Annotated in this window: 13 protein-coding genes; 12 read left to right on the top strand and 1 reads right to left on the bottom strand. The window is 40.4% G+C overall.

Going from position 1 to position 23,161, the window contains the following annotated elements; genetic code table 11:
* Positions 1-25 precede the first annotated feature (25 nt).
* From C825_RS25800 to C825_RS25790, 3 genes are all read left to right on the top strand, one after another.
* Positions 26-3,466 (top strand): TonB-dependent receptor, encoded by a 3,441-nt coding sequence (locus C825_RS25800; protein ID WP_010800686.1) that lies wholly within the window; start codon positions 26-28, stop codon positions 3,464-3,466.
* Between the two features lie 32 nt (positions 3,467-3,498).
* Positions 3,499-5,259 (top strand): RagB/SusD family nutrient uptake outer membrane protein, encoded by a 1,761-nt coding sequence (locus C825_RS25795; protein ID WP_010800685.1) that lies wholly within the window; start codon positions 3,499-3,501, stop codon positions 5,257-5,259.
* Positions 5,260-5,341: 82 nt separating this feature from the next.
* The gene (locus C825_RS25790; RefSeq protein ID WP_010800684.1) at positions 5,342-6,715 is read left to right on the top strand and encodes a Gfo/Idh/MocA family protein; all 1,374 of its coding nucleotides are present in this window, start codon (positions 5,342-5,344) and stop codon (positions 6,713-6,715) included.
* A gap of 39 nt (positions 6,716-6,754) precedes the next feature.
* Here C825_RS25790 and C825_RS25785 read toward each other — a convergent pair whose 3' ends face one another.
* Positions 6,755-10,783, bottom strand: coding sequence for a hybrid sensor histidine kinase/response regulator transcription factor (locus tag C825_RS25785; RefSeq protein ID WP_010800683.1), 4,029 nt, complete (start codon positions 10,781-10,783; stop codon positions 6,755-6,757).
* Between the two features lie 617 nt (positions 10,784-11,400).
* Here C825_RS25785 and C825_RS25780 point away from each other — a divergent pair.
* The 9 genes from C825_RS25780 to lepB all read left to right on the top strand — a co-directional run bounded on the left by C825_RS25780 (position 11,401) and on the right by lepB (position 23,158).
* The gene (locus C825_RS25780; protein ID WP_010800682.1) at positions 11,401-14,493 is read left to right on the top strand and encodes a SusC/RagA family TonB-linked outer membrane protein; all 3,093 of its coding nucleotides are present in this window, start codon (positions 11,401-11,403) and stop codon (positions 14,491-14,493) included.
* A gap of 16 nt (positions 14,494-14,509) precedes the next feature.
* Positions 14,510-16,192, top strand: a complete 1,683-nt coding sequence (locus C825_RS25775) for a RagB/SusD family nutrient uptake outer membrane protein (RefSeq protein WP_009859758.1) — start codon at positions 14,510-14,512, stop codon at positions 16,190-16,192.
* Positions 16,193-16,368: 176 nt separating this feature from the next.
* Positions 16,369-17,322, top strand: coding sequence for an IS110 family RNA-guided transposase (locus tag C825_RS25770; protein WP_010800681.1), 954 nt, complete (start codon positions 16,369-16,371; stop codon positions 17,320-17,322).
* The gene (locus C825_RS25765; protein WP_007657317.1) at positions 17,319-17,627 is read left to right on the top strand and encodes a hypothetical protein; all 309 of its coding nucleotides are present in this window, start codon (positions 17,319-17,321) and stop codon (positions 17,625-17,627) included. The genes C825_RS25770 and C825_RS25765 overlap by 4 nt, the downstream gene beginning before the upstream one ends.
* 298 nt (positions 17,628-17,925) lie before the next feature.
* Positions 17,926-18,276: a hypothetical protein gene (locus C825_RS25760; protein WP_010800680.1), complete on the top strand. Its 351-nt coding sequence runs from the start codon at positions 17,926-17,928 to the stop codon at positions 18,274-18,276.
* 346 nt (positions 18,277-18,622) lie between these two features.
* A complete protein-coding gene (locus C825_RS25755) occupies positions 18,623-19,813 on the top strand; it encodes a DUF4934 domain-containing protein (protein WP_010800679.1) in 1,191 nt (396 codons plus the stop codon).
* Entirely contained in the window at positions 19,810-20,670 is an 861-nt protein-coding gene (locus tag C825_RS25750) for a hypothetical protein (RefSeq protein ID WP_009859755.1), read from the top strand. Before C825_RS25755 ends, C825_RS25750 begins: the two co-directional genes overlap by 4 nt.
* A gap of 11 nt (positions 20,671-20,681) precedes the next feature.
* Positions 20,682-22,427, top strand: coding sequence for an O-antigen ligase family protein (locus tag C825_RS25745; protein ID WP_010800678.1), 1,746 nt, complete (start codon positions 20,682-20,684; stop codon positions 22,425-22,427).
* A complete protein-coding gene (lepB, locus tag C825_RS25740; protein ID WP_228100157.1) occupies positions 22,427-23,158 on the top strand; it encodes a signal peptidase I in 732 nt (243 codons plus the stop codon). Before C825_RS25745 ends, lepB begins: the two co-directional genes overlap by 1 nt.
* Positions 23,159-23,161: the final 3 nt, after the last annotated feature.

The following is a 23,161-nucleotide window of genomic DNA, read 5'->3' as shown; positions in this document are numbered from 1 at the left end:
ATATTTATTTTATCTAATTATTAATATGAACAAACGAGTTATTTTGTTGAAAGATGTGTTCTGTAAGCAATTCAGAAAGCAGATCACACAGTTGTTTCTGGTAGGTGCGATAGGCCTGGTTCCTATTTCGGCTTTTGCACAAGTCTATCAAATTACCATGAAGAAAAGTAACGCACCTCTGTCGTCTGTGATTGCAGAAATAGAGAAAGAGAGCGGCTATACTTTCTTTTATAATGATGACCAGATTAATCTGGGTAAGAAGATTTCAATCGATGTTACCGATGCTTCTCTGGATGTAGTATTGAACCATATGTTCAAGAATACAGGATACGTTTACCGTATTGTAAATAATCAGATCGTGGTTTCAAAATCATCTGAAGGGGGGATTGCACGTACATCGTCAGTGAATACGACGCAGCAGCAGAAAAGTGTTACGATCAAAGGTGTCGTGAAAGATGCGCATGGCGAGCCTGTTATCGGGGCCAGCGTGGTGGAAGCCGGTACGACAAACGGAACTGTAACCGATTTTGATGGTAATTTTGTCCTGACAGTGTCAGGAAGAGATAAGCACGTGCTTATCTCTTATATTGGCTATACAACAAAAAATATTACATTGAAAGATGGTCAGACTTCGGTTAATGTTATTTTAGAAGAAGATTCTGAATTACTGGATGAAGTAGTGGTTGTAGGTTATGGTACACAAAAGAAAGTGAACCTGACCGGCTCGGTAGCTGCGATCAGTTCTGAAGAAATCAAAGACCGTGTACAGACAAATGTGTTGGCCGCTGTCCAGGGTACGGTTCCCGGTGTAACGGTTATTTCCCGTCCGGGTTCGACACCTTCAATCAATTTCCGTGGTCGCGGTAACCTGGGTACTTCTTCTCCCTTATATGTGATCGATGGTGCGATTGCTGATGCCGACTTGTTTTCAAACCTGGATCCGAACAGTATTGAGACTATCTCTTTCCTGAAAGATGCCTCTTCTTCTGCAATTTACGGTTCACGTGCCGCTTATGGTGTAGTATTGGTTACAACTAAACGCGGTCAGAAAGAAAAGATGAATGTTTCTTACAGCGGCTATGTCGGAATGAAGATGCCGACTTATCTGCCGGACGTACTCGATTCATGGGATTATGCAACCTTGTTGAACGAAGCATTCTATAATCGTGATGCAAGCAATGGTAAAAATGCCGCTTATTCGGAAGATGAGATCAAATGGTTCCGGGACGGTTCGAAACCGGATTATTATCCGAATACGAAATGGGCGGACCTGGTGCTCGATAATCCGGTGGTTACCACACAGCATTCGTTGAACTTTAGCGGTGGTAGCGATAAAGTACGTTTCTTCTCCGGATTGGGGTATCTGTATGATGATAAGTTCATGCCGGGACAAAGCTCACAGCGTTATAATCTGGATATCAATGTGGCTGCCGATGTAACAAAATGGCTGACATTGAAATCGGGCGTGAAGTTTATCCGTAGTACTAATAAAACGGAACATGGAGTTGCTTCGATCGGAAATTTCCTGATGGTACCTTCTACGATGGTTGCGCAGCAGTCGAACGGTGAATGGGGTTCCATTGCCGGAGGAAAAGCGGCTACCCAGTCGTTTATGAACGGTAATCCGTTGCGTGCCCTGAGCAAGAATAATTGGTCGGACGGTAAGACCGATAATACAATGATCGATCTGGGATTCGATCTTAAACCTGTTAAAGGCTTGGTGATCTCCGGACAAGGTGCATTCAAAGGATGGGAAAGTAAATCAAGAGGGTATACCGCTTTGCAGGATAATGTAAAGAATTTTGAAACAGGTGCTGAAATCCCTGGAACCGGTGTGTATACAAATGAAATGAATATGTTCTGGCAGAGTGAAAACCGAACCATGTATACATTGACAGCCCGCTACGACTGGTCGAATAAAGTACATAATATCGGTATACTGGCCGGTACCTCGTACGAACATTATAAATATGAACGTCTTTATGCAAAATGGAAAGATTTTGTAACGGATGATCTGGAAGATATGACGACCGGTGGAGAGATCAGCAAAGATCAACCGGACCAGAATTCGTATGGTACGCCGCTGAGAGAATATAAGATCCTTTCTTATTTCGGTCGTTTGAATTATAGCCTGCTGGATCGTTATCTGTTTGAAGCAAATCTGCGTGCGGATGCTTCCTCCCGTTTCCATAAAGATAACCGTTGGGGAATTTTCCCGTCTTTCTCTGCCGGATGGCGTATCAACCAGGAAAATTTCATGCAGCAGATCGATTGGATCAATAACCTGAAAATCCGTGCATCATGGGGTACGTTGGGTAATATTAATAACGTAGGTAATTACGATTATTTCCAGCTGTATAATAATGGTGCAGATTATAACTTCGATAATGAAGCGGTAAAGGGAGTATTGGAATCGAAACCGGCAAACGAGAAATTAGGTTGGGAAACGGTTGCCTTGACCGATATAGGTGTCGACTTCGATATCTTCAACGGACTACTGAGTTTAACTGCTGATTACTATGTGAAGAATACCAGTGATATCTTACTGAGTTACAATGTGCCGTTAGAAACGGGTATCTGGTCTAACCCTTCGCAAAATATTGCCAAGGTGCGTAACAGTGGTTTTGAGTTGGCTTTGACGCATCGCAAATCGTTCGGTGATTTCTCTTATATGGTAAGTGCCAATATTGCAACCAACCATAATGAGATCAAAGACATGGGTGAATCTGATGATATTATCCAGAATGGAGGTGACAAGATACGTTATATCCTGCGTGAAGGCGAGTCGATCGGTTCTTTCTTCGGATTGAAAACAGACGGGTTGTATACACAGGAGGAGATCGATGCCGGTCATTATTATACTTACGGTCGTAAACCGAAAGCCGGTGATATCAAGTATGTTCCGCAACGCGAGAATGTAGAATGGGGTAGTGCCATTAACGGAGAAGATCGTACGATTATTGGTAAAGATGTGCCTGACTTTACATATGGTATTAATTTGAATCTGCAATATAAAGACTTCGAGCTTTCTATTTTTGGACAAGGTGTATCCGGAACAATGGCTGGTTTTGAATCTGAACAGGTTTCTGCTTTTATGTTGAACTCAAACCCGCGTAAGTTCCATCTGGGACGCTGGACGGAGGAGAATCCGAATCCGCGTGCTGTTTATCCCCGTATTTATGGCGGACACAGTCTGGATGATTATAATCAGTATTTCTCAGATTACCAATTGTTTGATGCAGACTATTTCCGTATCAAGACTATTTCTCTGGGCTATCGTGTTCCGTCTAATCTCATTTCCAAATGGGGAATGTCTTCTTTGAAATTTTTCCTGACCGGTGAAAACCTGTTTACATTGCGTGCCGATCATGTGATGAAAGATTTCGATCCTGAAGCCTCTTCCGGACGTGGTATCGGTTCGTTAGGAACCAAGTCGGTTGCTTTCGGCGTGAACGTATCTTTTTAATCGATTCAATAATTTAAAATTAAGTAAGAGTAATGGTAAATCTAAATATAAAGAAATGGGCAGTGTTTGGCTTGATAACTGCCTCTTTTACAGCTTGTGATTTGGACGTGATTCCGCCATCCGATATATCGGCAGAAAGTTTCTGGACATCGGAGAAAGATGCATGGTACGGTTTGAATGCTTGTTATGCACAAGGTAACGGTTTTGATATCTGGGATGAGATGTGTACGGATAATGCCCATAGCCATAAACCCTGGGAAGGCCCGTACGAATCTATCCAGCAAAGTGAACTGAGTACGGCGGAAGACCGTGGATATAATTTCAGTACGGTTCGTATTGTAAACAACTTCCTGGAGAAGGTGGATAACTGTGAAATGGACGAAACCCTGAAAGAAAGGATGAAGGCGGAAGCTCGTTTTTTCCGTGCCCAAGCTTATCTGGATCTGACAACTAAATTCGGAAAAGTGCCGGTCGTAACAACGGTGATGGAATATGATGCTCCGAACGTTCCGCGTGACCCGGTCGATAAAGTGCAGTCTTTTATCCTGGATGAACTGGCTGCTATCGCTGCTGTCCTGCCGGACAAATACAACGGTGGTTATACAGAGGAAACCGGGCGTATCACACGTGCCGCCGCTTTGGCTTTGCGTGCACGTGCCGCACTGTATTTCGGTAATTACACGGAGGCCGAGGCTTCGGCTAACACCATTATTAAAGAGGGACACCATTCATTGTTCCGTGTGACGTCTTTGAATGAAGCACAGCGAAAAGAAGCGGAAGAATTAGGTCAGTTCATTGATTTTGAAGCAAAGGGTATCGATAAGGACAAATTTGCAAAAGGACTGTTCAGCTATGAAGCGCTTTGGCATCATGACAATGCTTCTCCTTCCAATCCTGAGTATATCCAGACCCGCGAATACATGAATGACGATAATAACAATGACTGGGCGCGTTATACGTATATCCGTCCCAGCCAGATGGGATCAGGATACTCTTCATTCGAACCGATGCAGGACCTGGTGGATGCCTATTGGGATATTGATGGCAAGACAGTCCGTTCGTTGATCCCGATGGAAACTCGTAAAACAAATTTCGAGGTGATTAATGCTGAGGTGGATGGTTTGGACCAGGCAGCCTATATAGCAAAGGTTCCGACTATGGATCTTACAAAATTTGCTTATATGCAGGAGTTCCGTAACCGTGACAGCCGTTTGTATGCTTCTATCCAGTTCCCGTTCAAGGGTTGGCACGAAACTGACTTTAAAGGCGGCACGTTCTATTACAGATGGGATCCGACTAAAGCCGGACTGGACGGAAATGAGTCATGGAGCGGATATAGCTATCGTAAAATGGTGGCATTGAGTCCATATAACGATTATAACAGTTCTGATGATTATCCTGTCATCCGTTATGCCGAAGTGTTACTCACTTTCGCTGAAGCCCGTATTGTCAATTCTGGTTGGGATGGTGAAGTGCAAGCTGCATTGAATGATCTGCGTGACCGTTGCGGAATGCCGAATGTGCCGGCTACCATGCCTTCAAAAGATGCAGCATTGGAATTTGTACGTAATGAACGCCGTATAGAACTGGCCGGCGAAGGACATCGTTATGATGATATCCGCCGTTATGGTTCGGCCTATGGGCAGAAGGCTATGAATGGAATTACATATGCTCCGAACGGATATAAACTGATCGAAAAGAGATGGAACGACCGTATCCTTCTGATGCCTATACCTCAAAATGCAATGGACTTGAACCCGCTTCTGAAAGACGATCAGAATCCAGGGTATTAATTAACCTTAGTTCCGGGCCATCCGGTATGAAGGATGGCCCGCTTTTCTTAACTTATTCGCACTTTATATATTTAAAATACTTATGAGAAGAATTGTTTATTCATTGTTTTTACTGGCTGTATTAGCCGGTTTTACCTGTAATCAGTCGGTGGCGCAGGTTAAAATGATTCCGACACCAGCTCCAGAACGTCCTGCCGGGCAGGTAGATGTTTTGAACTTGTCTTGCTATCCTATCCCGACAGTACGTATTGCGTATATTGGTCTGGGTATGCGTGGAAGCGGAGCCGTTTATCGTTCTACTTTCCTGGAAGGGGTAGAGGTGAAAGCTCTTTGTGACCTGAATAGTGATTACGTGAAAAGTGCGCAAAAAACGTTGACGGATAAAAAACTACCCGCTGCCGATGAATATACCGGTTCGGAAGACTGGAAAAAGATCTGTGAACGGGATGACATCGACCTGGTTTATATTTGCACAGACTGGTTGAAACATACTCCTATGGCTGTTTATGCGATGGAGCATGGCAAACATGTGGCTGTAGAAGTTCCTGCTGCCATGTCGATCGATGAATGCTGGCAGTTGGTTAATACGGCAGAAAAGACTCGTAAGCACTGTATGATGCTTGAAAACTGTTGTTATGACTTCTTTGAAATGGCTACCTTGAATATGGCTCAACAGGGTGTATTCGGTGAGGTGATCCATGGGGAGGGGGCTTACATCCATGACTTGCGTTCATTGAATTTCTATCCGAGTGAAAAGGGCGGTTATCAGGGAATGTGGCGTTTGAAATATAACGAGGAACATACCGGAAATCCGTATCCGACCCATGGATTGGGGCCGATCTGTCAGATTATGAATATTCACAGAGGGGATAAAATGAATTATCTGGTATCCATGTCCACTAAACAGGTCGGGATGACTGAATATGCCAAAGAAACTTTCGGAGCCGATTCGAAAGAAGCCAAACAGACCTATAAAGTAGGTGACATGAATACCACATTGATTCAGACGGAGAAAGGAAAGACTATTCTGATTCAGCATGATGTAACCAGTCCACGTCCGTACGACCGCCATCATGTTGTTAGCGGAACGAAAGGTTTTGCCCAGAAATATCCCGTAGAAGGTATTGCGCTGGAGCCTGAAGCACACGAATTCCTGAGTAAGGTGCAAATGGATTCTATCATGGCTTTGTATGAACATCCGATAACTAAAGAGGTCGGAGAAAAAGCCCGGAAAGTAGGAGGCCATGGCGGTATGGACTTTATTATGGATTATCGCCTTATTTACTGTCTGCGTAACGGTTTGCCGCTGGATCAGGATGTATATGATGCAGCCGAATGGTCCTGCCTGACCGAACTGACGGAAACATCCGTGAAGAATGGAGGCGCCCCGGTCGAAATCCCGGACTTTACCCGTGGTGCATGGGATAAGCTGAAAGGGTTACGGTTCGCTGAATAGTTACGAGCTTAAAATCAATATCAGAAAAAGTCTCCCAGGTTATTTCCCGGGGAGGCTTTTTTTGTTTTCAATATATTGGCTGGGGGATTCTCCAAATTGTTTTTTGAAACATTCCCTGAAATACTTCGGAGAAGTGAATCCTGTTTGATAAGCAATTTCAGTGATGTTTAAATCACTTTTCAATAAAAGTTTGGCTGCTTGGTTTAAACGGATGTCACGAATGAAATCGTTTGGAGTTTTTCCGGTAAGATTTTTTAGCTTTTTGAAAAATGGACTTCGGCTCATGCCTGCATTTTTAGATAGGTCATCTACTTTTAAATCCGGATTGGATACATTTGCTTTTATGAATTCGATGATTTCCAGTAGAAAGGTTGCATCTTTATCTTCTGTTACAAATTCTTCCGGTTCTAGAGCGGACAATGTTGCATAGCGGCGGGATATAAGCTCCCTACTTTTTAATACGTTCTTGATTTTTGTTTTTAAAATTTCCGGATTGAACGGTTTGGTGATATAATCATCAGCACCGACTGTTAAGCCTTCTATCTGGTCGGTTTCCGAACTCAAAGCTGTTATCATAATGAAAGGGATGTGGCAAGTTTGTATGTCCTGTTTGATTTGTACACAAAGTTGCTTTCCATCCATTTCTGGCATCAGAATATCGGAAATAATAATATCCGGACTGTCTTTTCGCGCTATATCCAGTGCTATGGCTCCATTTTCCGCTTCTATTACGTTATACTTATTATTCAGAATACTCTTAATAAATTCCCGGAGATCATGGTTGTCTTCTGCTATCAATATGGTTGGGAAACTTGAATTGGTTTCCTGAATATCCTGTTCGTTCAGCATTTTCGTTAGATATGCCCGGTCTTTTTCTTTATTAGGCCGATTGTTCTTCTCACCTGTCGGGATAATTATTACTTCATTTGTTGTTGCATTTTTATAAGGGATGTGAATGGTGAACATTGTACCTTTATTCACTTCGCTTTCCATATCGATACTTCCATGATGTAACTCTACCAGACTCTTCACTAATGACAGGCCGATACCGGTACCATTAGGTATATCTCTGTCTAACTGGTAGAAGCGATCGAATATAACCTTTTGCTTATTAACGGGAATTCCTTTCCCTGTGTCTTTTACCGAGAGGCTTAATAAATTACCTTTTTCCAGTGTAACACAAACTTCTACTGTCCCATTTTCAGGAGTATATTTTATGGCGTTTGAAATTAAATTGTATAGTATTTTTTCTATAATATTGGGATCGATAGAGCAGACAAAATCATCTTTGTCGGCATGAAAGATGAGTGTAATATTTTTCTCTCCGGCTAAAGGCTGGAAGTATGCAACACCGTGTTTAATGGAAGATATAATGTCTATATTAATCGGATTAAAGGTGAAGCAACCGGACTCTACTTTTGAAAAATCCAGAAGCCTGTTCACCAGATCCAATAGTTTATAAGCATTATTTTTTATCGTAGTGAGATAATTCTCCCGGAGGGAAACTCTGCCTTTAGTATTACTTATGGCTTCCAGAGGGCTGATAATAAGCGTTAATGGCGTTCTGAATTCGTGGGTGATATTGGAAAAAAACTGCGATTTTAATCGGTTTAGTTTTTCGAGTTGTGCCCGTTCGAACTGTTCCCTGTTAAGCTGATTTTGCATTTTCAACCGATTGGTATAAATTCTGATTGAAATAAAAATAATACCTCCGATTATTATTGTATAGATAAAATAAGCCCATGTTGTTCGCCACCAGGGAGGAAGTATCGTTATTTTCAGAGAGGCTCCTTTTTCGTTCCAGACACCGTCGTTGTTGGAGGCTTTAACCCGGAACAGATAAGTGCCGGGATTTAAATTCGTATAGGTTGCCATGTGTTGTGTCCCGACATAGTGCCAGTTATTGTCGTAATTTTCTAATTTATAGGCGTATTGGTTTTTAGGTGTGTTTGTATAATTGAGTGCAACGAAGTCTATACTGAAAATAGACTGTTTAAATGGGATTGTTATCTCTTTGTTTGAAGGGACAGGGATACGTGATATATCCCCATTTGTTTTATTTTGGGGGGAATCATCATATAACCGGTAGTGAGTAATGATAACCCCAGGGGCATAAGGATTCATTTTTATTTGATCCGGACGGAAACAGTATATTCCGTCTACACAACCAAAGAAGAAAGTTCCGTCGGTACCTTTTTCGAAACTCATATCATTGAATTCAGTTCCGACAATTCCATCTTTTAGTCCGAAGTTTATGAATTGGTAAGAAGACAGATTCAGGCAACTGAGTCCGCGATCGGTCGATATCCAGAGTTTATTATTCGGTTCGTCATGCAATAAGCCTTTGATACTTTCGCTTGGCAGTCCGTCTTCCACCTGAAATATTCGATGTTTTTGTTCTTTGTGTGAATATTTGATGAGCCCTTGCCGTGTTCCAAGCCAAAGCGTATCCTGGATTGGGCAGATCGGGATAATAGTGTTTGCCAGTGAATAGGGTTGTTCTTGGTTGGCGAGAAAATTTCTTGTAAAAGAATCCTCTTCCGGATCGTATAAATATAGTCCACAGTTTGTTGCTACCCAGAGCTGGTGATTGTCGTCTTCAATAACAGAGGTTATCAGATTGGGATAAATGTATTTTTTTAGTTCTTTCGTATTCCCGGGAAGAGTGTGCAATTTGGGATCGTAGCAGAACAGTCCGCTGTTATCTGTTCCTATCCATATTCTGTGTTGAGAATCTTCATACAAATATTTGATTGAGCTTGACGGGGGTAAACTCTTTTCTATTAGTTTGTTTATTGGTTCGGTTAAGTTTCTGGGACCGGATATGATTAGCGATTTTTTGTAAGTGCCCAGCCACAATAAACCCCGGCTATCTTTCAGAATGGTATTGATTGTTGTTTCGCTTAGTTGAGGGGCTATTTGGTTTATAGCAGTATTGTCAATTTTATAAGTTCTGCTATCCAGCGAATAGACTCCTTTTGTATTTAATCCGGCTAATATTGATTGATTATCCAATGTCTCCAATGCAAAAACACAATGGATAGTAGAAGGCGTATTATACTTGGGTGAAAGCGACAAGTGTACAAACCTGTTCCGGTTCGGATCAAATTTATTTATTCCACCATTGATCGTTCCTATCCATATTGTTTGTGTGGAATCTACATATAATGAAGTGATTCCTTCCGAATTGAGATTTACATTTTTGTGTGTATTGTTTATATATTGAAATTCGTCAGTATATATATTGTAGCAAGCAAGACCATCTTCTTCGGTTCCTAACAAGGCAAAAGTATCTTTATAAAAATGAATGTCCAGAATGGTCTGTCCGGATAGTTTGTTAAGGTTTTTCCCGTATAGATAAAAGCCGTGACTTTGTGTACCTATCCAAAAATTTCCTTTTGGATCAGTAGCAATGGTTGTGACTGTCTCAGAATTGAATGTTGAGTCGATTGCAGTTTGATAAAAGGTTTCTTCGATAGGATCGAAGTGTATGATACCCTTATTTCTTCCTCTTATCAGTAAAGAACTTTTGTCCTGCTCAATAGCCTTGATTCCCTGAGAAGCTCTATATATTTTGAGTCCTTCTGTGTTTAGGTCGAATGAAATCAGACACCCTTCTTCTGTTCCGATCCATAAAGTATTATTTCTGTCCTCAAAAAGAGAGGAGATGTTGTAGTTGGAATGTGGGCTATCCGTGGTTTCGAAGTTGAATTGTTCGAAACAGTTTTTTTCCGAAATGTATTTGCATAGGCCTGTATTTGTTCCGATCCAAAGATTGTCTTTAGAGTCCTGATATATGTAGGAGATGTAATTATTAGGAATTGATGTCGAATCATTTTGTATATGATTGTATATGGTCATTTTGTAGCCATCGTATTTATTGAGTCCGTTTTTAGTGCCGATCCAAATGAGTCTGTCCTTATCCTGTTTAATATCTGTAATATAGTTTTGGGATAATCCATCGGCTATTGTTATGTGTTCAAACCAAAAGTCTGGAAAGTTTATTCCGCTTACCTGGAAAACAAAGAAAAGGATTGATAATATTATCAAATTTGTAATTCGTATCATCTTTATAATTTTTGAGCCTTAGTACTAGGAGAACTATGTTATCAAAATTCATTTTTCAGACCAGTCAATAAGTTTATTCCTATGGATAGTCGTCTTGGAAAAGGCTTGTTTTTCTTTATAACTACTCCAGATATAACCTAAAGTTTATTTGTACATATATGTTATATAATATATACAATCTATAACATGTTTATATCACGTCTTTTAGATAGAACTATAGGGTATTATTAGAAAAATGAATAAAAATACGTTATATTTGCCCATATTAACATAGTTCTCCTAGGACTATAGTATTATTGTGTATTTTATTAATGTGTTGTTAATCATTTGTTTGTGATTGGATTGGTACAATCTTATCCCTATAAAAAACAATTTTTATCCCTTCAAGTACAATATTATCTTCTGTTAAATCTGATTTGTTCCTATTGAATTTTGTGGTAACTGTAATTTCGCCCTCAGTAATGTTAATCTAAATTAAAGAAAGGAGGGCTATTAGGAGAAAGTAAAAATTATCACAGTTCAAACAGGGTTATAAGAACAGTTGTTAATCTACGGATAAATTATGACCCTTTGCTACAAACAGAAAATGAATTTAATCAACTATTAATAATAACATTATGAAGAACACAGGTTTTTATCTGTTATCTAATCAAAAAGTTTTAAAGCGTTCGCTTTTATTTGTTTCGTTAAGCAGTGCTTTGATAGGAGGAGGACCTAGTTTATGGGCTGCCGGTTCACCTGTTGGATTTGCTGGGGGCGATATTACAGTAGAGAATACATTCTCGGGTAATCAACTAGGGGTTGATGAGATTACTGACGACCGTGAATGGACTATCCAGGGGCAGGTCATGGAAAACGTGGAACCGCCTATGTCATTGCCTGGTGTGAATGTAATCATTAAAGGTACAACATTGGGTACGATTACCGATGGAAACGGTTATTTCAGTATCAAAGCCAAAAGAGGAGATATATTGGTGTTTAAATACATTGGCTTTAAAGATTACGAATACGTTGTATCCCGTCAAATCAGTAACTTGTCTGTCGCTATGGTGGCCGACTCAGAAGAACTGGATGAAGTAATCGTAACTGGTATGTCAGAAGAAAAACGTTTGAATTCCGTTTCCGCTGTATCTACATTGAACGTAGCGGCTAATCTGACAACGAAGCCCATTACTTCTATTTCCCAATCCTTACAGGGAGGTATCACCGGTTTAAATGTATCGCAAAGCACAGGTCTTCCGGGTGCCGACAATGCCGTGATCAAGATTCGTGGTATCTCTTCTCTTAACACAAACAACGACCCGTTGGTGTTGGTGGATGGTATCCCGATGGATATGAATAATCTTGACCCGAATACCATTGAGAGTATGACCGTCTTGAAGGACGCTGCTGCTGCCGCCATGTATGGTGCTCGTGCAGCCAATGGTGTCATCGTGGTAAAGACCAAACGTGGTATGCCGGGTAAGGTAAATGTTAGCTATAATGGATATGTCGGTGTTCAAAAAGCTACTTATTTGCCCAAATTTGTAGATGGCGCTACTTTTATGGAAATGACCAATATTGCACAGCAAAATATTGGTGGCGACCCGACTTATTCACAAGAGGCTATCGATGCTACTCGTAACCAAACAGATCCGATCAAGTATCCGAATATGGACTGGGCGGATTATATGTTTAAGAACGGTTTCATCCAAAACCACTCTGTCGGTATATCCGGCGGTAGTAACTTAGCCCGTTTTGCTTTGAATGTTAACTGGTTGAAGAACCAAGGTTTGATAGAAAAAGCAAAATCAGACCGTTTGAATATTCGTGCCAATACGTCGGTCAACTTGTTGGATAATCTGTCGGTAAACATGGACTTCAATGCGTACCGTACGAATCGGTATGAACCGATGTACCGTGGTGATGAACATGCCAGCAAGATTCTGGAGTTTATTTATCGCACGCCGTCTAATGTCATGTCAGTTTATCCGATGAAAGAGGGGCGCGATGTTGTCTTTTATGGTAACCGACCGGAGCAGCGTAACCCGGCGGCTATGATTGAACAGGGTGGTGAATTCAAAGCCCTGGAGGACAACGTAAGCATCAATATCGCTCCTCGTTGGGAAATCATTCCGAAGTTGATCGTCCGTGGACAATATTCTTATCGTGTCAGCAGTACGGCCAAAACAGAAAAACGCCGTGCTTATAACTTCTTCGATTACGAGACGGATGTGTTCTTGCAAACATGGGGTGCTATCAACAATGCTTCTAAAGACCGTAGTTCTTATTACTATTTAGGTGGTACGGCTGAATACACGTTTGAAAAGGATAAACATCGTTTATTCGTATTGGGTGGTTATAACCAAGAGCTAACCAATAGTGGAGACTGGGACCAGTGGTCAATGGTTTCTTTGTTTGCCAAGGCCAACTATACATTCAACGACCGTTATTTGTTGGAAGGTACGGTTCGTCGTGATGGATCTTCTCGTTTCGGAAAAGGGCATAAATATGGTGTGTTCCCCTTTATCGGTGCCGGTTGGAACGTGTCGGAGGAAAACTTCATGAAGAATTTGTCATTTGTCAACCACATGAAGATTAGGGGATCTTATGGTATGTTGGGTAATGAAAACATAGGCTTGTACAAATACCAGAACTTGATTAGTTCAGGTGACGGTACTGAAACGGTATTCGGTAATCCGGATCTGACTTGGGAAACGGTTCGTATGTTGGATGTCGGTTTCGATATGACTTTGTTTAAAGATTTGGACATCACGTTCGACTATTACAACAAGTTGACTACCGATTTGATTCTTGCACCGCCAACATCTTTTATTGGTGGTACGTTTTTGGGTAGTGACAAGAGAGTTCTACTAAACTCCGGTAAACTGAGAAACCGTGGTTGGGAGTTGGATGTAAATTACGGAAAGCAATTGACGAAAGATTTCTCATTTAACATCCATGGCGGTCTGAGCCATAATGAAAATGAAATCGAAGATTTGTTTGGTGGCCCGTATGACAACGGTACCCGTATCCATACAGAAGGATATGCTTTGAACAGCTATTATGTTTATCCTTCCGATGGATTGTTGCAGGAAAGTGACTTCACGAAAGATGCCAGCGGAAATTGGATTCCGAAGGATGGAGTGGTTATCTATGACGGGCAACAGCCGGGTGATATCCATTATATCGATACCAACAAGGATGGATCTATTACAGCAGATGACCGTGTAATCCGTGGTGACGACCAACCGAAGTTGAACTATTTTGCCAACATTTCGTTGAATTGGAAGAAGTGGAGTTTTGAAACCTTGTTCCAGGGCGTAAGCGGCTCGGAATCTTATTATACAGCTCCGTTCTCATATGGATTGGATATTACAGGGGATGGTTTGACACCAATCACTGCCCAGACGGATTATTGGACACCGACCAATACCGGTGCACGTTATCCGCGTTTGGCTCCGAATGCTTCCTACGGCAACAACCACCACCAATCCGATTTCTGGCGTTTCAATTCAAGCTATTGTCGTATCAAGTATATCCAATTGGGTTATACATTCGACCAGTTGGCTTTGAAGAAGATGGGTATCCAGAGTATCCGTGTGTATGTCAATGCGCAAAACCCGTTCACTTTTGCAGAGGACGATTTGATCGACCCGGAAGGAAAGGGGCAGATGAGTTCTTACCCAATGGTGAAAACGTATTCTTTTGGTCTTAATTTGAACTTCTAAAACAGGAATATACGTCATGAAATTAAATAATGTATTAAATAAAAAGATGTTGGCTGTGTTAGCCTCCTCTTTTTTACTTTGTGGTTGTGAAGACTTTCTGACAAACGACCACCCGACAGGAATCACGGATGAGGATTTCTGGAAAACGCAAGATGAATGTAACAGTGCTTTAGGTGCGTGTAGTGTCTGGCCCGGTGGTTCTTATTATTACGATCCTCCTTATATGGCTTTGATGCACATGGAAGGTATGACGGACAATATGCATTGGGCAGGAAACTTCAAAGGAGAGATCGCTCAAATAGGAAATGGTACTGCTACAGCTACAACCGGTGGTTATATGAGTGATTTTTGGTCTGATTTCTATAAGCGTATCCGTCGTTGTAACCGCTTTTTGGAGCATGTAAATAGCGCATATTTCATTGATGAAAAAGAGCGCGAACGTATGATAGCGGAAGCTAAGACATGGCGGGCTTGGCATCACATGCGTCTGTTGATGTATTATGGGTATCACGATGGTATTCCAATTGTAGACAAATCGTTGAACGGTACTGAGATCTATAAGGGAAGAAACAGCGTGGACGAGGTACTCGATTTCATCAATAAAGATTTGGATGAGGTTATCGCTATCACTGACAAAGATGTATTCCCTTGGGTATTTGATGACAGTCGACGTTCTCGTATGTGCCGCTCATATGCTTTGATGTTGAAGATTGATGCGAATCTTCAGTTTAAAAGATATGATGTGGCGAAAGAGGCTTGTAAAAAGTTCTTTACACTTAATGAGGAAGCCAAAAGTGGAGGTATGGGATATGAATTGTATTATGATCCGGATATGAGTAAGGATGATGTCGGAAGACATTATAGTGGTATGTTTACTTATGTCGGTCATAAGAATAAGGAATTCATCATCTACAAAGGTAGTGGTGCTTCAGAAGCCTGGTTCCGTAACGCTCCTCAGAGTTTGAGTGGTCAGGGAGCTGCCGGCGTGTTGAAATCGTTGGTTGACGAGTATGAAACAGCCGAAGGCGTCGCTTTGAAAGATCTGCCTGCAGACGAACGCACGAAGTTTGAACACGACCCGTTATGCAAACCTCGTGACCCACGTTTGTATGCAACTGTTATCGTGCCGAATGATAATACTTCTATCTCTGGTTTCGAATATAAGCCGTTTGAAGATGGTGGAGCAAACAATGTGGGTACAGTTGGTGCAGTAAAAACAGGATATATTTTAAAGAAATTCTTGGATGAAGAAGATCGTTCCCACCCTTCCGGTGGTTCTTTGATCTATCCTTACTATCGTTATGCCGAAGTATTGCTCGACTATGTAGAATGTTTGGTTGAAACCGGTGAATGGCAGAATGCAGATGTTGAAAAATACATCAATATGATTCGTAACCGTGCCGGTATGCCGAATATGAACAAGGCGGTTTACAATACGCAGGAAAAAGTGCGTGAACTGTATCGTCGTGAACGCCGTGTCGAATTTACATTTGAGGGTAAGCGTTATTGGGATATTCGTCGTTGGGGTATTGGCAACGAAACCATGAATGGTCCGGCTTTAGGCGCTTATAACCCAAAGACAAACAATTATGTGAGATTGGAAAACCGTACATGTACATTCCCGAAATACGATGCATGGCCTCTCCCGCAAGATGAATTGAACTCAAATCCGAATATTGAACAGACTTCGGGTTGGTAAATAAATTCAAAAGGATGGCAGGAGGAAAATTATCCTCCTGTCTCTTATCAATAATAAATTGTTAAATTTAAAAATGGTGTAATCATGAAACATCCATGAAATAAATTTCGTCCAAGAGAATGTAAATAGGGGGGTATTGTTTACTTTAGTGTCATTCACTCGAAAAAACGAATGCAATGAAAACAGTACCTTTTGAACAAGTCATCCTCCGGGGTTGTGGAATAGATGTCCACAAGGACATGGTAGTTGCTACGATAAGTGGCGAAGGTCTCAAAACTGAAACCCGCAGTTACAAGACCTTCAGTAGTTCTTTGACAGAATTAAAAGAATGGTTATTATCCAGTGGCATTACGCATGTAGCCATGGAAAGTACCGGTGTTTACTGGAAGCCGGTTTATAAGATTCTTGAATGTCCAGATATGAAAGTCTGGATCGTGAACGCACGGCACATCAAGTATGTTCCCGGGCACAAAACGGATAAAAAGGATAGTGCCTGGATTTGCAAACTGCTTTTAGCAGGTTTGTTGAAACCGAGTTATATCCCGGAGCGTGAACAACGTGAGCTTCGTGATTTAACCCGTTACCGTAACAAGTTGATCCAGCATGTATCTTCTGAGAAAAACCGTATTGTTCGTATCCTGGAAGATTGTAACATCAAACTTTCCAGCGTGGTGTGCAGCCTGGACGGAGTCGTGGCGAACAAGCTGATAGATATGTTGATCGATAAGGGTCATGTAACAATGGATGACATAACTTGCATCTATCATAAAAAACTTGAAGCCAGTCCGGAACTTCTTTATCAGGCTTGTGAAGGCTTTATAGAACCGCATCACATCTATATGTTGCAGACCATCCGTAAAGATATGGAACAGACGAAAGCCATCATAGCTGACCTTACCTGCCGTATAAAAGAGGTTTTATCTCCTTATGAGAATGTGATGGAACTCTTGCAGAAGATCCCCGGACTTAGCCGGAAAACGGTTGAAGACCTGATAGCAGAGATAGGTGTGGATATGGAAGCCTTTCCAACCGAAAAGCACCTGGCTTCGTGGGCCGGTGTCTGTCCAGGCAATAACGAGAGCGCAGGTAAAAAAAAAGTGGTAGAACCACCCATGGCAACAAACAGTTGAAAGCCGTAATCACGGAGGCTGCGTGGGCAGCCACCCGTACCAAGAACACCTTTTACAGTGCACGTTATCACCGTTTAGCCGCCCGTCGAGGGAAAAAGAGGGCTTTAGTAGCAGTAGGACACTCGATCCTGAAATCGGTATGGCATGTACTGAAAGAGGCTTGTGAGTATAAGGAACTCGGTGCGGAATATCTCAACCAAAGGATGGAGCAGAAACGGAAAAATTACTTGAAGAAAGAGCTGGAAGCACTTGGCTATAAAGTTAAAATCAGCCGTGATGATGGTCCAATCCCAGAAGTAGGTTAAAAACATAGAGAAGGTCGATTTTTACTGGCTTGTTGTCGTAAGAAACAGCAAGAGGTCGCTCATGAAACTGATCTCAACTGCTAAGCGGTCAAGACTGCGAGTCCTTTAACGCGTGTATGAAATTTTTTTTCTTAGCTGTTGTAAAATTATAAAATGCCCAAAGATAATAGCCAACCGCATTTGTATCTATACAAGTGCTCTCTTTTGTTTTGTCTGAACTCTAAAAAAATCAATTTATTAATGGTTTAAACGGCTCTCTTGAGATAGGGAGCGCAATTTATTTACATATGAAAATGTAATGTATTCGATAGGTTTGATGGCGGCTGTTGTTTTGGCTGGTGTTAATGTGTTTTTTGTGGTACAGGATGGTAGAAAAGATCTATTGAATGTTGAAAAGACGCAAGCAAGTATGTCTGGAGATGATGTAGCTAATTGTGATATTTATAAATATCGAAGGTATGCTGTAGAAGACTATGATTATGTAACAACTGTTAAAGGACAGATCACTATAAATGGGGAAGTTAAGTTTAGTGTGAATATAGGTGGTTCTGTAGAAGGTGAAGTGACAGTGCGTGTACCTGTATGTAATCCGGATCAATATAATTGTTGTGAGAAAGCTCATATGCAAAGTGATGTTCTATTCCCATGACAATTTAATATAAATGTAGAAAGTTTTAGAGCCTGTTTAAATTTTGCTCGACACTGTTTTGAGATTTGTTTTCGAGGATATTTCTCAGTTTTTATGAGAAGCATAGCGGGCTATGTGACGAATAAAAACGGGAAAATAGGCCGAAAAGAAAATTAAAACAGGTCGATAAAGCCTATATAAAATTATTTCTGGAAAATTAAAACAGGCTCTTAGAGGTAAATTTAGATATTATATGGAATAAGATTTAAATGTATGTAAATCAGTGTACTTGTGTCGTATTCTATATAAACTCTATTCCACTAAATTGATTATGCTATAGGTATAATCTTTTTTAATAGAAATGCAAATGAAAATGACATTGTTATTATTTGTTGTTTTTTCTTTCTTGGTTTCCTGTACAGGAAAAATGAAAACCGGGGTAGATATTGGTGATTTGCAATACATCAGTATCAAAGAGGGTGATATTGAAAAAATAACGGAGGAGGATGTGGTTAACTCCATTCATTTTGTGCGATTGGAAACGACAGAAGATTGTTTGATTGATAAAATAGAACAAATACAAAGGCATAAGGGATGTACTTACATTTTGGATGCAAAAGAAAACCTGTTTGTGTTTGATGAGTATGGTAAATTTGTAAGAAAGATCGGACAAAAAGGACCTGGTCCCGAAGAGTATATAGGAGCACATATGTTTTATATCCATCCGAAAAAACAATATATTTCTATGATTTCTTTGGCAACGAGAAAAGTGGTCCGTTATGATTTGGAAGGAAATTATTTGGATCGCTTGTCGTTAGAGTTGAGGTCAAGATCATTGTTCTCAGGAAACTGTTATCTTATGGATAAAAATACTTTATTGTTAGAATGTAGTAATGGTCAGAAATTTGCTCCATATCAATATTTGTGTGTGGATGAGGAAACATTGACTGAAAAAGTAACTCTATTCCCTTGGCCTGCTTTAGGTGAAAAGAATGAAAGTTTTCCTTTCCCTAAAAATAATAATGCAGGAAAGGAACATTACATTATATCGTATTGCAATGACACGATTTATAAATATGAAAACGGAACAATTTCCCCTCGATTTGTATTAGAAAGCGGTTTAAAACATCCTACATCTGAAATTGTAAAAGAATATGCTCCGTACAAATTTATAGATGAAGCTCAGAAGAAGTTGAACAAGAATGGTTATTCCATGGGGGTAGGACGTGGGTTTTCTACTGATAATCATCTTTGTTTGGAATATTTCGGACTAGGCTATTGCGATTACATATTTTGGAACAGGCATAAGAATAAGGGATATTTATATAGGCTGTTGGAAAGCAATAATCCATTGTTGCATATTTACAATGAATTGCGTTGTACTGATGAGAAATATTTAATCCGTTGTCTCTCAACAGAAATGTTTTTTGTGGCAGAGAAAGAAATTCGTTCCACCAACCATCCGGAAGTACCAGAGTTATATAAAAATCTGAAAGAGGAAGACAACCCGGTATTGGTGTTGTACGATTACGATAAACTTTTGAGTCGATTCAAATGAAAAATACAGTTATATCAGCCTTGCTCGTTCTGTTTGTCCTGTTAAACGGTTATTTGTTGTACAAAACTGTTTATCAGCAGATTCGCCTTACTCGCTTGGAAAGGAAAAATTCTGATCTGGTGGTTTCGAATGCCAATTATGAAGAAATCAACCATTATCTCGGTTATATCCTGCGGAAGAATCAGGAGGCAACCTATAAGCCGCTAGTTATGAATCAACGAATTTCGTCCTTTCTTGCTTCTCAACCCAAAGACAGCTATATTTTGGTGAGGTACGACGTGAATATATGTTCGACTTGTTTAGTGAAGTTCTTTAATTGGTTGAACGAATTGATAAAAAGAGCCGGAAGTGATAATGTCATCTTGTTTCAGATAGGTGAAAGCGACCATCCGGATATCGCTGCGGCTATGCCGAAGAGATGCAGGATTGTCCCGATTAAAGCGGACGAACTTTATTCTGAAGAATATCCGCAGACAGAAACTCCATATACATTAGTCTATAAGAAAGGCGAAAAATATCCTTTCTTGTTTGCAATGTATCCGGACGACATCATTGGTATGAATGAAATGTATTGGGACAATTTTGTCAGCTATATACGTAATACAGCCACGTTTGAAAGCGATGTGGAGTTGTGCGATACAACTTTTTTTATTCGTGATGCTGTAGAAATATGGGCGGACTATAAAACGGATGTGCAATTGGAAAAGGGGGATTCCTTATTGCTTCCGAACGGTCGGATGGTGGTGATACGTTCCACCATTCCTAAGGGGGCTTCGCTTCGTTACCCGCATTATGAATATTCAAAGGGAAATTGTTGCGATAAAGACTTTTTGAAACAGGAGTATCGATTTCCTTAAAATGTAAAAATATGAAAGGTATTATTTGGAAATACTTATATACGATAGCCCTTATTGCTCCTTTGTTGGCTGTAGTTGTTGTCAACAACCAGTGGGCGTATGGTGCAATCTATTACCGGTACGGTTGGTTTTATTTGACTGTATTTGTGATTTTGTTGTTTACCGTTTTGGACTTTTTGTTCCGGAAAGGTGAAGTCAAACTGTTTCGTGTATCTGTATTGGATATAATCCTTTTCTTTTTTATCTCTTATTTGGCTGTCAATTATTATTTATCGACATCCATCTCTGAAACGTATTTGTGCTTGTCGATTTTGCTATATGTTTATTATATCTGTTTCCGATATGTTTTTGCTGTGAAAAGATTGTCGGCACGTCCGGTCTTGTTTACCTTATTGGGAGTGGGCGGCATAGAGGCCGTTTGGGGAATACTTCAAATATATAGGCTTTTGCCTTCTTATCATGCTAACTTTTTAATCACTGGAAGTTTTTTGAATCCGGGGCCTTTTGGTGGTTTTTTGGCCATTTGTGTTCCGTTGGCAGTATATGCTTTTTTGAATGAGGAGAAACAAAGGATTAAAGGCTTATTGGTTTTTTTGCTTTTGCTGTTTGTTGCCGCTTTGCCTGCTTCTATGAGTAGGACGGCATGGATTGCTTCTTTTTGTGGAACTCTTTATGTCGTTGTATCGCATTATGGATGGCTTGAAAAAATGAAGCAGATAAAAAACTGGCAAAAGATTGTTTGGGTTATTCTATGTTTTATCACTTTTGCTATTGTTATTTATTTCTTGTTTATATTGAAAAGTAACTCGGTGTTCGGGCGTTTTCAGGTTTGGTTCGTATCTCTCCAGGTATTGGCAGAACACTTTTTTACCGGTGTCGGTTTGGGGAATTTTTCGGCAGCATACGGATTGAAACAGATTGCCTGTTTTACCACACCGGGCATATTCCCCTTGGATGAAAAGTTGGCAGATTGTCCGGAATATGCGTTCAATGAATTTATCCATATAGGGGTGGAGTTAGGCATTGGAGGGATTTTATTCCTTATCGCTATTTTTTATATGGCTTTGCGGAACAGTCGCTATACCCATAAAGGAGTTACCGGTTCATTGATCGTATTGTTTATATTTTCTTTGTTTTCTTATCCGCTCAGGTTGTTACCTTTTTTGATCGTATTTGCTTTTTTATTATCAGTACAATCCGAGAAGGCGGGGATAACGCTGAGATGCCCGAATCTTTGGGTGGCTAAAACGACTATGTTGTTGCTTTTCTGCCTGTCTATCCTTTTGTTTGGAAACAGGTTAGCGCATTATGAAGCATTGAAAGTATGGAATAAAGCTGTTTATACAAACGAATTTAAACAAGGTTATCGTTATTTGCGCGATCAGCGTTTGTATTTGACCAATTATATAGATGCCTTGATTGTTGAAAAAAGATACTTTGAAGCTAATTGTGCGATCCATCAGCTGCAATCGTATTGTTGTGATTTACGCCCCTATATATTAGCCGGAATGAATTATCAAAGCTTGGATGATTTCAAACGAGCGGAAGATAGTTTTTTGAATGGCCATTATTTGGTACCCGAACGTCTTCTGCCTTGTTATTTTCTAGCCCGTTTATACCTTCAATATGAAAAAAAAGAGCAAGCTCTTCAATGGGCAGAACATATAGTGAATAAAGAAGTTCGCATCCAGTCGGAGTTGGCTTTCAATATACAACAGGAGATGGAGAAATTGATAAAAGAACATAAATCCTTATAATGATGAAGCGTAGGACTTTATATATGATAGGAGGAATCGTATTCTTGTTGGCAAATGTCTTTTTGTTTGCAGGTTCTTCGGTGTTTGTTTTCTCGCATGTCGTGTCGGAATCGATGATGCCGACGGTGTTGAAAGGCGACTATGTCGTTTCGTGCCAGTTCATCCCCGGTTGGAGATTGGCGCATACCGATCGGGATACGGTTTCGGTAAAACGGATTTTCTCGTTGTCGGCTATCCGGCGAAATGATTTGGTTGTGTTCAATTTCCCTTTTGTAGATAATGGTTGGAGGATGATATACAATACAGGCAATTATTATATAAAACGATGTGTGGGACTTCCAGGAGATGCTCTTTCGATGGAGGATGGAAAATGGGATGTGGATAGTAAACTTGGTTCGCGAAAGACAGTTTATATACCTAAGCAAGGAGATACCATACCTTTAAATAAAGATAATTATATGTTGTATTGGCGGTGTATGGATTATGAAACGAGGATGGATTTGGAATATAAGGATTCGACCTTTTTTCTCAATGGAAGAAAATTGGATTATTATGTGTTCAAGAAGAACTACTATTTTATGCTGGGTGATAATTGGATGAATTCGAATGACTCTCGCCATTGGGGATTATTGCCCGAAGATTTCATTGTGGGTAAGTCGTTGTTTGTTTGCTATTCGGTTGATTCTGAAACAAAACGGCTTCGATATGGTCGAATAGGTAAAAAACTATAAAGC

Origin of the sequence: Parabacteroides sp. ASF519, assembly GCF_000364265.2 — a bacterium.
Taxonomy (GTDB): Bacteria; Bacteroidota; Bacteroidia; order Bacteroidales; family Tannerellaceae; genus Parabacteroides; species Parabacteroides goldsteinii.
The sequence above is the reverse complement of the archived record's forward strand: the minus strand, read 5'-3'. Positions and strand labels throughout refer to the sequence as shown.

Bases quoted from the DNA above. Each gene is read 5' to 3' on its own strand.
- lepB (WP_228100157.1), top strand. From the start codon at position 22,427: ATGATGAAGCGTAGGACTTTATATATGATAGGAGGAATCGTATTCTTG.
- C825_RS25755 (WP_010800679.1), top strand. From the start codon at position 18,623: ATGAAAATGACATTGTTATTATTTGTTGTTTTTTCTTTCTTGGTTTCC.
- C825_RS25745 (WP_010800678.1), top strand. From the start codon at position 20,682: ATGAAAGGTATTATTTGGAAATACTTATATACGATAGCCCTTATTGCT.
- C825_RS25780 (WP_010800682.1), top strand. From the start codon at position 11,401: ATGAAGAACACAGGTTTTTATCTGTTATCTAATCAAAAAGTTTTAAAG.
- C825_RS25795 (WP_010800685.1), top strand. From the start codon at position 3,499: ATGGTAAATCTAAATATAAAGAAATGGGCAGTGTTTGGCTTGATAACT.
- C825_RS25790 (WP_010800684.1), top strand. From the start codon at position 5,342: ATGAGAAGAATTGTTTATTCATTGTTTTTACTGGCTGTATTAGCCGGT.
- C825_RS25800 (WP_010800686.1), top strand. From the start codon at position 26: ATGAACAAACGAGTTATTTTGTTGAAAGATGTGTTCTGTAAGCAATTC.
- C825_RS25750 (WP_009859755.1), top strand. From the start codon at position 19,810: ATGAAAAATACAGTTATATCAGCCTTGCTCGTTCTGTTTGTCCTGTTA.
- C825_RS25760 (WP_010800680.1), top strand. From the start codon at position 17,926: ATGTATTCGATAGGTTTGATGGCGGCTGTTGTTTTGGCTGGTGTTAAT.
- C825_RS25770 (WP_010800681.1), top strand. From the start codon at position 16,369: ATGAAAACAGTACCTTTTGAACAAGTCATCCTCCGGGGTTGTGGAATA.
- C825_RS25775 (WP_009859758.1), top strand. From the start codon at position 14,510: ATGAAATTAAATAATGTATTAAATAAAAAGATGTTGGCTGTGTTAGCC.
- C825_RS25785 (WP_010800683.1), bottom strand. From the start codon at position 10,783: ATGATACGAATTACAAATTTGATAATATTATCAATCCTTTTCTTTGTT.